Origin of the sequence: Bacillus sp. GMa5/1 (assembly GCF_050172015.1) — a bacterium.
Taxonomy (GTDB): Bacteria; Bacillota; Bacilli; order Bacillales; family Bacillaceae_G; genus Bacillus_A; species Bacillus_A cereus.
The window spans coordinates 17,034-28,399 of record NZ_JBNLYC010000055.1 but is presented as its reverse complement, the minus strand read 5'-3'; the positions used below and the strand labels follow the sequence as shown (position 1 = coordinate 28,399).

The window sequence follows — 11,366 nt, the reverse complement described above, 5'->3', positions numbered from 1 at the left end:
TTTTATTTTGTAGAAAAACATTATTGATATAGAAACATATATTGGTATAAAAGGGGGAAAAGTATGAAACATAAAGGGAAAATTAGTGGATTATTGCTTGGCAATACTGTGGCAGTTACAGAATGGATTGCACTTCAGGATGTAATTGCAAAACTGGATTCACGATCATTTTATACCGTCTTTATTATTTATATATTGCAAATGATACTAAGTTATTATTTTGGACATTGGTACGATAAAAGAGCGAACGAGCGTATGGGTATGGAAGTAGGAGGAATGGCAAGCAATGATTTTGTTGTTGATTTTTTTGGGAAAGTAGCTGCTTTATCTGAAAGAGATTCTCGTAATATTACAGTGTACATTCTTTCTGTAAAAGAATGGGAAGGATTAAAAGACACGTTGCAAGAAAAAAAGTTGGGAGTATTAGTACAAAAATTAGAGAGTACCATTGTAAAGACAATTCGGAAGGGCGATGTTGTTACAAAGTGGGATGAAAATAAGTACGTTATTGTAGCAATTGATAATGGTCATGAAACATCAACAATAACAAAACGATTAATGAAAAATATTGAAAGTGAAATAGAAGGTGATTTACTCAGTGTCACTCTTTTATTTGGAGCAGCTAGCTATCCAGTAGAAGGAAAAACGTTTGAAGAACTGTTGAGAAAGTCGCAAAATCAATTGTACCAGTATAGAAATTTGCAAGAAAATGAGTGAAGCTTTGATTTGAAGATATATGATAGGAAGATGTTTTATTTGTAACATTTTTTTGACTTTTATTACAAAAAAACGCCACGTTTGTAATAAAAGTCTTTAAAAATATATGAAATAAGCATATAATTATGATGGTAGTGTCAATGCAATTTGCACAGTGTGTTTTATTTTAAAAGTGTAGAGGAAAGCAAGCTCTACACTTTTCCTTTTTAGGAAATGAAAAGAATATTTGTAAGTTGTTGCGAGATATCGATTGTACTGTGTAAAATGAACAAAGAGATTAATTGATAGAAAGCTGGAAAGGGAATGATAGACGTGAGAGCGGAGCGATCACCTTTTATCAGGTGAACTATTATAGTCTTATTAAGACTGAGGTGAAATTCCGTGGACATTAAAGTAATACATAGTGTAAACAGGCCTTAAAAAACACGAAGTAGTATACTTAAAGATGGATATGGAATTGCTAAATAATTCAAAAAGAATAATGTAATATCAAGTAATAATTTGTACAAACAATATTAATGATCTTCGTAAAAAAGATGCGAGTGTATAGAACAATTACATATTTTATAACTTTTTTATATTACACGATGGTCGTTTATAAGTAGGAGGAAGAGATGTTGAAATATAGTAAATTAGCAATTGTAACTGCATTATCAATGATTTTATTAGCCGGTTGTTTCGGTCCGAAACCAGAAGAAGAATTATATGTAGCGTTTGAAAACGCTGCTAAACAAGAAAAAACAATGTTTGAAGATGCAAAAAAACTTGAGACTTTAGAGAAAGAAGGACAAGAATTATATAACCAGATTGTTCAAGAAGGAAAAGATAATAATCAAACTGTTAAAGAAAAACTGAATCAAGCAGTGAAAAATACAACTGAACGAGAAAAAGTGCTTGCAAAAGAAAAAGAAGTTTTAAATAAAGCGCAAGAAGAAGTGAAGTCAGCTGATAAGTATGTGAAGAAAATTGAAGATAAGAAATTGAAAGATCAAGCTGATAAAGTGAAAAGCACGTATGAGAAACGACACGATTCATTTAATAAAATGTATGACAGCTATGACAAATCTTTAAAACAAGAAAAAGAGTTATATACAATGTTACAAGATAAAGGTACTAAATTAAAAGATATTAGTGAAAAAGTAAAAGTAGTAAATCAATCTTATAAGGATATTGAGTCAGAAAAAGATAAATTTAATGAATTCACAAAGTCTTATAATACAGAAAAAGTAGCTTTTTATAAACAAGCAAATATTAAAATTAAAGAAGAGAAAAAATAAAACAGTTTGGCCTACACTTGGCCAAACTGTTTTATTTTTTTGTATAAGTACGACTATACCATGGAACAGGTTCACTTAATTTTTTTTCTTGTTTTAATGCTTCAGGACCAATATAATCTTGAATTGTTTTTTTTGCCACTGTTAAAGATAAGGTTGTTTTCGGATTTCGATAGGAGGATTCAAGATGACCAAGATGCGGTAGAATTCGAAAATCTTCTTTCGTAGGAGGGATGTGGAAAAAATAATCGCCTAAACGTATAAGGACATCAGATTGTTGTTGGCTAAAACGTGGGTTTCTAGAAAAATGTAATCCTTCTTTAATTGCTTTTTTTTCAGCAATCAAACGTTCTAAAGCTGTCTTTTTTAACCAGTATAAATATTTAGGATTAGTAGCTGCTTTAGCATGACGATTCACAACGAAAATAGATTGAGCTAGTCGATTAATAGAATGTTGGTTTTGTAATTGAGATTGTGGTTGTGAAGGTTTCATATTGAATCTCCTTTCAATTTTTCATTATTATACCATAAATAAAATAGGTATTTATTATACGCAAAAAGTGATTGTATATATTTTCAATATTAAAGCAATATTGTTACAAAAAACAACTATTTTGTATAATAGTAATAGAATATGTTTTTGAAATTTGATAATGAAAGAGTGAGAAGTTTGAAAGAAATATTAAAACAACAGTATGCCATTATAGATATTGGATCTAATACAATGCGTTTAGTTATTTATGAAAAGCAAAATGGAGGTTTTTATAAAGAGATTGAAAATACGAAAGTTGTTGCTAGGTTAAGGAATTACTTAATTGATGGTGTGTTGAATGAAGAGGGAATAGAAGTATTATTACAGACATTATTTCAATTTCAAGAAAGTACAAGATTCCATCAGTTGCATCATGTACTTTGTGTTGCAACAGCAACAATTAGACAGTCGGAGAATCAAGAGGAAATTAAAAAGCTTGTTGAAGGACAAACGGACTTTACTCTTAGAGTATTATCAGAGTATGAGGAAGCGCGTTACGGATACTTGGCGGTTATGAATTCTACATCGTTTTCAGAAGGAATAACGGTAGATATCGGCGGGGGAAGTACAGAAGTTACATACTTTAGAAATAGAGAGATTTTAGAGTACCATAGTTTTCCATTTGGGGCACTTTCTTTAAAGCAACAATTTATTAAAGGGGATATTCCTACTAAAGATGAGTTAGAGGGAATGCAACAGTATTTAGAGTTTCAATTTCGAACGTTACCATGGTTAATCAATAAGAAATTGCCTCTTATTGCAATTGGTGGTAGTGCTAGGAACTTAGTGAAAATCCATCAAAATTTAATATGCTATCCTATAGCAGGATTACATTTATACAAGATGAAAGAAGAAGATATTGAAAGTGTAAAAGATGAATTGGAAAAATTGTCGTACATAGAACTTCAGAAATTGGAAGGATTGGCAAAAGATCGAGCAGATACGATTATTCCAGCGGTTGAAGTATTTCATACACTTGTTAATGTTATAGAGGCACCGGCATTTGTATTAAGTAGAAAAGGGTTAAGAGAAGGTGTTTTCTATGAAGAGTTGACAAAAGATTTGGGGATTTCATATTATCCGAACGTAGTTGAAGAAAGTCTGCATTTACTATCACATGAATACGAAATGGACATGGAATTTGTTATTCAGCTTATTAAACATGGAAGACTAATTTGCAAACAACTTGAGGAAATAGGGCTTATTTCTATGTCAGTAAAAGACTGGGAAGTGTTCCATCAAGCAGCGAAAGTATTTAATATAGGCAAATATATAGACGAAGAAGCAAGTCGTTTACATACGTTTTATTTATTAGCGAATAAGACAATTGATGGCATGATGCATAAAGATCGAGTAAGGCTAGCGCTTATTGCATCGTATAAATCAAAAATGTTATTTAAACAACATTTATCTCCATTTGAAGGTTGGTTTGATAAAAGCGAACAAAAAAAAATCCGCCTGTTAGGAGCTGTTTTACAATTTTCAGCTACTTTAAATGTAAGGCAACGATCGCTTATTGATACCATATCTATAACAGAAAACGAAGAAGGATTAACATTTAAAGCTTTATGTGAACAATCGGCATTAGCGGAAAAAGTGCAGGCTGAAAAACAAAAAAAACAGTTAGAAAGAGTGTTAAAAACGAATATTAACTTGTTATTCGAACTAAAACATTAGGTTGTACGGATGTCTTTACAAAAAATTTACACTTTATAATATTGTAATTTGCTAAAATAAAAGTAACTAAATTATAGTGAAAAAGTTTCAAGGGGAAGTGTGAAGAGAATGGAATTATTGAAGGGGAATGCAGTAAATTTAAATGATACAGCTTATTACAATAATCGAGAGTTAAGTTGGTTAGCATTTAATGAACGTGTCTTACAAGAAGCGCAAGATGCAAATAATCCACTTTTGGAAAGATTGAAATTTATTAGTATTTTTAGTTCGAATTTAGATGAATTTTTTATGGTACGTGTAGCGGGATTAAAGGATCAAGTGAGTGCTGGATTTAATCAGCCAGAAAATAAAGCTGGCTTAACACCAAAAAAGCAATTAAATAAAATTGCGATAAAAGCCCATGCACTAATGACAGTACAATATGATACATTTAAAAATTATGTATTACCAGCGCTTGAGTTAGAGGGAATTGAACGTTTAACATTCAATGATTTGACGAAAGAGCAGCGAGAATTTATAGAAGAGTATTTTGATGAGCAAATTTTTCCGGTGTTAACTCCTGTAGCTATTGATGCATATCGCCCATTTCCAATGTTATTAAACAAAAGTTTGAATTTGGCTACTCTTTTATATGATGAGAAGCAAGCGGAAGAGGAAAACAGGACGAAGTTAGGAATTGTGCAAGTTCCTTCATTACTTGAGCGCTTCATAATTTTACCGAGCGAAGGGCAAAAGCATAAATTTATTTTATTAGAAGACGTAATTAGTAGCTTTACTCATAAATTATTTACGGGATATACAGTATCATCTGTTACTCGTTTCCGTATTACACGCAATGCAGATTTAACGATTCATGAAGAAGGTGCGAGAGATTTATTAAAGGTAATTGAAAAAGAATTAAAAAAGCGTAAGTGGGGGGCTGCTGTTCGTTTAGAAGTTGGGAAAGAACACATTGATGAAAGAGTACTAGCGTTATTATATGAGGTTCTGGAAGTAAAAGATGAAGATGTATATATAATGGATGGTCCATTAGATTTAACATGTTTGTTTTCTTTATATAAAAAACTAGCTCCTTTATATGAACATCTTGTATATCCGGCTCTTATTCCGCAACCACCTCAAGATTTAGGTGATGAAGAAGATGTATTTGAAAAAGCAATTGAGCATGATATTTTATTACATCATCCTTTTGAATCATTTCAGCCGGTAGTTGATTTTGTCCGTGATGCGGCGGACGATCCGAATGTACTTGCGATTAAACAAACGTTATATCGTGTAAGTGGTGATTCACCGATTATTCAGGCGTTAAAGATAGCGGCTGAAAAGGGAAAACAAGTGACAGTATTAGTTGAATTAAAGGCAAGATTTGATGAAGAAAACAATGTTCATTGGGCTAAAGAATTGGAACAGGCAGGCTGTCATGTTATTTACGGTGTAAGTCACTTGAAAACACATAGTAAAATTACATTAGTTGTAAGAAGAAAAAACGGAAAAATCGAAAGGTTCGTACATCTCGGAACTGGAAACTATAATGATGCAACAGCGAAGTTATATACTGATTTTGGATATATTACATCAAGAAAAGACTTTGGGGTTGATGCAACCAATTTCTTTAATTATTTAAGTGGTTATACAACAAAGCCACATTTTCATCATTTATCGGTTGCTCCATTTGATATAAGAGAGCAATTTATAGATTTAATAGATGAAGAAATCCGTTATCATAGGCAATATGGAAATGGATATATTATCGCTAAGATGAATTCATTAACAGATAAACCATTAATTAAAAAAATGTACGAAGCATCACAAGCTGGAGTAAAGGTAGAGCTCATTGTTCGAGGGACATGTTGTTTAAGACCTGGCATTCCAAATGTAAGTGAAAATATTCGTGTAGTTAGTGTTGTTGGAAGATACTTAGAGCATAGCCGTATTTATTATTTCCATCATAATGGGGAGGAGAAAATATATTTATCTTCAGCTGATTTGATGACGCGAAATATGGAGAAGCGAGTGGAAATATCTTTCCCGATATTAGATATTGAAATGAAGGCACGAATTAAGGCGATTTTACAGCTTACATTAGCTGATAATGTGAAAACACGTGAACAAAATAAAGATGGTGATTACTATTATGTTATTAATAGTAGTACAGAAGAAATTGATAGCCAAGTGAAGTTGTTTAAGATGGCATATCAAAATACAGACGCTGAATAATGAAAAAAGTAAAAACCTCTTATGTCAATAAGAGGTTTTTACTTTTTTCTACTCATATGCTCCAAAAATGGAAGGATGAGTAGAAACAATAGTTTTATTATAAGCGTGTAATGAGATGGCTCGTTGAGAGAATAATATTTGAAAGAATCGTTATTTTAACTTAGTAATAGTATGGTTGCTGACATGGTCCACCGTAACAAGGATAAGGTGCTGGCGGCGGGAAAGGTGGTGGATAAGGTGGATAAAATGGTCGAGGGCCGAAAGCTAATGCTCCGCCGAGCAATCCACCAGCAATTCCAGCTAGAAAGGGAACGCCAAAAAACGGGAAGAAGCGTGAGTCGCCTACTGGACCAATAGGTGCTGAACGGACTGGAATTGGTTGATAATATGGATACATGAACATACCTCCTTTATTGGACTCACTTTTATCATATGGTAAACAAAACGTGGATGAGCGCGTACAAGAAAGGATATGTAAGAAAATAGGCGAATTATTACGAATGTTGGAGTGTGAAAATTGTGATTTCAGGTTTTGACATAAAGCGAAATGGGACACGTGTTCTTCCCAGGCCTCGATTGACATAGAGAGTTAAATCCTGAATTGTATAGAAGCCTTCAATATAGTCTTTGGCGAGTGAAGGTGTAATAATAGCTCCTAAAAAAGGAATTTGTACTTGTCCGCCGTGACTATGACCAGAAAGTTGCAAGTTGATTGGATATTTAGAAACTTTGGGCGCGATATCTGGTTCGTGAACAAGAACAATGTTATAAGTACTTTGCCGTGCATGCTCTAATGTTTTCTCTATTTTTGGTTTGCCTAATAGTATATCATCGAGACCGAAAATAGAAATTTCACTATTATCCATTAGATGAATTCTTTTTTCACTATTGAGCAATAGCTCAAATCCTGATTCACGCATGATGTGCTCATAGTATTCAGTTCCATATCCACCGTGATCATGGTTACCATAAATAGCGAATTTACCAAAGGGGGCTTGTATATTTTTTAAAATGGATGCAACGAAAGGAGTGTCAGTATACGTTTGATAATTATCAATGAGATCTCCGGTAAAAAGGACAATATCTGGATTTACAGCATTAATTTTAGAAACAACTTTAGATAAATGTTGAAGCGAGAAATAGTATCCGAGATGTAAATCGCTGAATTGAAGAATTTTCATACCATGAAAACTTTTTGGGATGAGTTGTGATTTTAATGTGTGCTGTGTAAAAGAAATGAAATGGGGCTCTATATATTTAGCATAGTAGTATCCGATGCTACTGGTTATAAATGAATAGAGACAAGTACGCATACCAATTTTTAAAAAATTTCTTCTTGTAATGTGCTTCATAAAAATATGAGTATACCTCAATGTTTTCATTCCATTTATAGGCTACTCAAATCTCCTTTCAGTTTATTTAAAATATACTTTACATAATAAAAAGTAGTATAGATTACGAAAAAAAATGAATAAAAAGAAAGTTCTTTACGCTAAAATATCAGAAAAGTTTAAAAATATAAAGATTTCTATTAAATAAAGTGATAAAATGAATGTGTATTCATTTTTGGGAGGGGATGTATGTGAAAGAAAAGGTAGTTATTATAACAGGTGGATCGAGTGGAATGGGAAAAGGAATGGCGACTCGTTTTGCAAAAGAAGGGGCACGAGTTGTTATTACAGGACGTACAAAGGAAAAACTAGAGGAAACAAAGTTGGAAATTGAACAATTTCCAGGGCAAGTATTACCTGTACAAATGGATGTAAGAAATACGGATGACATTCAGAAAATGATTGAACAGATTGATGAGAAGTTTGGTAGAATTGATGTTTTAATAAATAATGCAGCTGGAAACTTTATTTGTCCAGCAGAAGATTTATCTGTGAATGGCTGGAATTCAGTCATTAATATTGTATTAAACGGTACGTTTTACTGTAGTCATGCTGTCGGAAAATATTGGATTGAAAAAGGTATAAAAGGGAATATCATTAACATGGTAGCAACATATGCATGGGATGCTGGTCCAGGAGTTATTCATTCGGCTGCAGCGAAGGCAGGAGTATTAGCGATGACGAAGACGCTCGCTGTTGAGTGGGGACGTAAATATGGAATACGAGTTAACGCTATCGCGCCAGGACCAATTGAACGTACGGGCGGTGCTGATAAATTATGGATTTCAGAAGAAATGGCTAAACGTACGATACAAAGTGTTCCGCTTGGAAGGCTGGGTACGCCAGAAGAAATCGCTGGTCTAGCTTATTATTTATGTTCAGATGAAGCTGCGTACATAAATGGAACTTGCATGACAATGGATGGAGGACAACATTTACATCAATATCCATTTTAAAAGGGATAAAAAAATGAATATTTGATTCATTTTTTTATGGCTAAATGTGACGGAATTGTGACATATGAAAGAAAAGTGTTTACAAGAGGTCATATATACGTTATATTTAAGACCTCTTTTTTCTTCATAGTAGAATTGCTAATTCCCCTTAGCATTTTACCCCTCTAATCCCTTCAGGAAAACTGAAGGGATTTTTTATTATTTTTCCGTAAATATCATGTTATAATTTTTGAAAAGTAAAGGGAGGGAAGCACGTTGATAGATGCATTAGATGTAATGAGTAACTTGGATAAAGTCCTTCCTTATTATCAAGCTATTTTTAGTGCTGATGAGCATACTGTAATTGGATACGAAGTAGTAGGACGTATTCAAACAGAAGAGGGCATACAAAGTTTAGCTTCTTTCTTTCACGATGATTCGATTCCAAGTGAATTTCAACTGGAAGCGGATAATATTATAGTAGAAAAAGCTTTAAATCGTTATTTAGAAAGCGATCAAAAATTATTATTATTTATACATCGGAATGCTAATGTATTAATGAATGATGATGATGAAAGCTTGCTTCAACTTTTATTGAGGTATGAAGAACAAGGTTTAAATTTAAAACAAATTGTTTTAGAGATTACAGAACATGAATGTAAAGAAGATATAGAGCAATTTAATCATTTGCTTATGTATTATCGTACATATGGTATTCAAATTTCGATTAATAAAGTCGGAACGGGCACAAGTAATTTAGAGCGTATTAGCGTGTTAGCACCTGATATTTTAAAAGTAGATTTAACGAACTTAAGGCAAACAGCACTTTTACAATCTTATCAAGATATTTTATATTCTTTATCATTACTTGCTAGAAGAATTGGTGCAACTTTGTTATATGAAGAAATAGATGCTTTTTATCAACTGCAATATGCTTGGAAGAACGGCGGAAGATATTATCAAGGTAATTATTTGAAAGAATGTTTACCTGATTTTATTGAAACGAATGTTTTGAAAGAGCGACTAGGTAATGAATGTCATCAGTTTATTCAGCATGAAAAGAAGAAGTTACAAAAAATTTATAATTTAACAGAGATGTTACGCGATCGCATTGGCGATGTTTTATCAAAACAAAAAAAGAATGAAGATATAAATGATTGGTTATTACAATTTAGTCAAAGTGTATCACAGTGTAGTTTTCGTATATTTATTTGTAATGAAGATGGTTTCCAACAATCAGGAAATGTTATGAAAAAAGATGGAGAATGGATTGTGATGCCGGATTATTATATGAAGAACTGGAGTTGGCGCCCGTATTTTCTCGAGAATATCATGAAAATGCGTTTTGAGAATAAGGCGAGGCTTTCAGATTTATATGCAGATATTGAAACGGGAGAAATGGTACGAACATTTTCTTTCCCGATTGATGATGACAACTTTTTATTTATAGATTTATCTTATGAATATTTATATGAAGAAGATGTTTTATTTTAATGCACGAAGAGATTCGTGCATTTTTTGTTTGTTTTTATCATAAATTGGTAATAGTGAAAATGGTGATGAAAATGCTGTCTATCGTTGTAAAGATTTTACGAACGAAATCTGTCCTGTCTTTGCATAATCATTGTTACAATGAATACTACAAAGACAAGTTCTTTTAAAAGGAAGGTGAAAAAATGAGGAAATATGGAATATGGCTTGTTCTATTTGTATGTGTTGCCTTTCTAGTTGGTTATAGTGTTACGACTGTTTTAGGAAAAGAGGAAGTGGAAGTCGATCGGAAAGAAGTATTTACAACGATACAAAAAGGCTATGAAACCCAGTTTTCAATTCGTGGGAAGCATTTGCCGATGAATAAGATGATAGAGACGTTATCACCGTATTTTACAGATAATTTCCTTCAAGTATTTACAGATGAAAATAGCAGAAGTGATAAACAAAGTGGTGAATATTTACTTCCGGCAAAAGAAGCACCGTTTTCTTTTAATTCAGAAACGAAAATGTCGTATGATGAAGAACATAAAAATTTATATGTATATGAGCGGACAAAAAGTGGACAGTATCAAATTGTAACATTGAAAAGGGAGCAAGATAAATGGAAGCTAGCAGGATATCATGAAAGTCAGGAACTTTTAACTGAAATAAAAAGGTTGCAACAATTATAAAGTGAAACTTTTAATCAGTGGGAGGGATTACTCTTCCATCTAACTTCTTTGCTGTAGCTAAATTTGGGGTAGGAGTTTTACTACCCACAAATAGCGGGATAAGAATAGGAATAGGTATTTACCTATTCCTATTCTATATTGAGTAGTTGTTGTAACTTTTCAATTTGAAACCCTGCAACTACTTCGCCATCAATTACGACTGTTGGAGTTGAATAAGAATCATAGTCGTATAAAAGACGATTGCGAGCAGCAGCGTCTTTTTTTACGTCAAATTCTTCATATGCAACGTTATTATGCTTCAAAAATTCTTTCACAATAACACAGGGCGGACAATCGGGTTGTGTATAAACCTCAATTTTTTTCATTGTTATTCCTCCTTTTTTCTGTTTTTTATTATATTCTTCCAGTATAAAAACCGCAATAAAGAAGGGGAAATATGTTCTTTCTGTTTTTTCCTT

General features: G+C 32.6%; 11 protein-coding genes. 7 read left to right on the top strand and 4 right to left on the bottom strand.

Annotation, left to right across the window (positions count from 1 at the left end; translation table 11 throughout):
- Nucleotides 1-63: 63 nt before the first annotated feature.
- Complete coding sequence (locus ACQGSG_RS14950; RefSeq protein WP_000680811.1) at nucleotides 64-717, top strand: diguanylate cyclase domain-containing protein; 654 nt, start codon at nucleotides 64-66, stop codon at nucleotides 715-717.
- A gap of 614 nt (nucleotides 718-1,331) precedes the next feature.
- A complete protein-coding gene (locus tag ACQGSG_RS14945) occupies nucleotides 1,332-1,994 on the top strand; it encodes a YkyA family protein (RefSeq protein WP_000922482.1) in 663 nt (220 codons plus the stop codon).
- 31 nt (nucleotides 1,995-2,025) lie between these two features.
- Here ACQGSG_RS14945 and ACQGSG_RS14940 read toward each other — a convergent pair whose 3' ends face one another.
- Entirely contained in the window at nucleotides 2,026-2,484 is a 459-nt protein-coding gene (locus ACQGSG_RS14940; RefSeq protein WP_000804862.1) for a YkyB family protein, read from the bottom strand.
- Nucleotides 2,485-2,625: 141 nt separating this feature from the next.
- On the opposite strand from ACQGSG_RS14940, the gene ACQGSG_RS14935 reads away from it, so the two are divergent.
- Nucleotides 2,626-4,200: a Ppx/GppA family phosphatase gene (locus ACQGSG_RS14935; RefSeq protein ID WP_050552234.1), complete on the top strand. Its 1,575-nt coding sequence runs from the start codon at nucleotides 2,626-2,628 to the stop codon at nucleotides 4,198-4,200.
- 108 nt (nucleotides 4,201-4,308) lie between these two features.
- The gene (locus tag ACQGSG_RS14930) at nucleotides 4,309-6,417 is read left to right on the top strand and encodes a polyphosphate kinase (protein ID WP_000421677.1); all 2,109 of its coding nucleotides are present in this window, start codon (nucleotides 4,309-4,311) and stop codon (nucleotides 6,415-6,417) included.
- 160 nt (nucleotides 6,418-6,577) lie between these two features.
- On the opposite strand, the gene ACQGSG_RS14925 is transcribed toward ACQGSG_RS14930, so the two are convergent.
- Together ACQGSG_RS14925 and ACQGSG_RS14920 are read right to left on the bottom strand one after the other, a co-directional pair.
- Entirely contained in the window at nucleotides 6,578-6,814 is a 237-nt protein-coding gene (locus ACQGSG_RS14925) for a hypothetical protein (RefSeq protein WP_000283738.1), read from the bottom strand.
- Nucleotides 6,815-6,911: 97 nt separating this feature from the next.
- On the bottom strand, nucleotides 6,912-7,769 hold the full coding sequence (locus tag ACQGSG_RS14920) for a metallophosphoesterase (RefSeq protein ID WP_033667426.1): 858 nt from the start codon (nucleotides 7,767-7,769) through the stop codon (nucleotides 6,912-6,914).
- Nucleotides 7,770-7,999: 230 nt separating this feature from the next.
- Here ACQGSG_RS14920 and fadH point away from each other — a divergent pair, with 230 nt between their 5' ends.
- The 3 genes from fadH to ACQGSG_RS14905 all read left to right on the top strand — a co-directional run bounded on the left by fadH (nucleotide 8,000) and on the right by ACQGSG_RS14905 (nucleotide 10,908).
- Nucleotides 8,000-8,764: a 2,4-dienoyl-CoA reductase gene (gene fadH / locus ACQGSG_RS14915; protein ID WP_000660913.1), complete on the top strand. Its 765-nt coding sequence runs from the start codon at nucleotides 8,000-8,002 to the stop codon at nucleotides 8,762-8,764.
- Between the two features lie 255 nt (nucleotides 8,765-9,019).
- Entirely contained in the window at nucleotides 9,020-10,237 is a 1,218-nt protein-coding gene (locus ACQGSG_RS14910) for an EAL domain-containing protein (RefSeq protein ID WP_000564306.1), read from the top strand.
- 182 nt (nucleotides 10,238-10,419) lie between these two features.
- Nucleotides 10,420-10,908, top strand: coding sequence for a DUF3993 domain-containing protein (locus ACQGSG_RS14905; protein ID WP_098605475.1), 489 nt, complete (start codon nucleotides 10,420-10,422; stop codon nucleotides 10,906-10,908).
- 128 nt (nucleotides 10,909-11,036) lie between these two features.
- Here the strand turns inward: ACQGSG_RS14905 and ACQGSG_RS14900 are convergent, their stop codons facing one another.
- Nucleotides 11,037-11,273 carry a glutaredoxin family protein gene (locus tag ACQGSG_RS14900; RefSeq protein ID WP_000717875.1) on the bottom strand — a complete coding sequence of 79 codons (237 nt, stop codon included), beginning with the start codon at nucleotides 11,271-11,273 and terminating at the stop codon, nucleotides 11,037-11,039.
- Nucleotides 11,274-11,366: the final 93 nt, after the last annotated feature.

Excerpts from the sequence above, each read along its gene's own strand:
- ACQGSG_RS14925 (WP_000283738.1), bottom strand. The coding sequence starts at position 6,814 with ATGTATCCATATTATCAACCAATTCCAGTCCGTTCAGCACCTATTGGT.
- ACQGSG_RS14920 (WP_033667426.1), bottom strand. The coding sequence starts at position 7,769 with ATGAAGCACATTACAAGAAGAAATTTTTTAAAAATTGGTATGCGTACT.
- ACQGSG_RS14945 (WP_000922482.1), top strand. The coding sequence starts at position 1,332 with ATGTTGAAATATAGTAAATTAGCAATTGTAACTGCATTATCAATGATT.
- ACQGSG_RS14900 (WP_000717875.1), bottom strand. The coding sequence starts at position 11,273 with ATGAAAAAAATTGAGGTTTATACACAACCCGATTGTCCGCCCTGTGTT.
- ACQGSG_RS14940 (WP_000804862.1), bottom strand. The coding sequence starts at position 2,484 with ATGAAACCTTCACAACCACAATCTCAATTACAAAACCAACATTCTATT.
- ACQGSG_RS14950 (WP_000680811.1), top strand. The coding sequence starts at position 64 with ATGAAACATAAAGGGAAAATTAGTGGATTATTGCTTGGCAATACTGTG.
- ACQGSG_RS14905 (WP_098605475.1), top strand. The coding sequence starts at position 10,420 with ATGAGGAAATATGGAATATGGCTTGTTCTATTTGTATGTGTTGCCTTT.
- ACQGSG_RS14935 (WP_050552234.1), top strand. The coding sequence starts at position 2,626 with ATGTTTTTGAAATTTGATAATGAAAGAGTGAGAAGTTTGAAAGAAATA.
- ACQGSG_RS14930 (WP_000421677.1), top strand. The coding sequence starts at position 4,309 with ATGGAATTATTGAAGGGGAATGCAGTAAATTTAAATGATACAGCTTAT.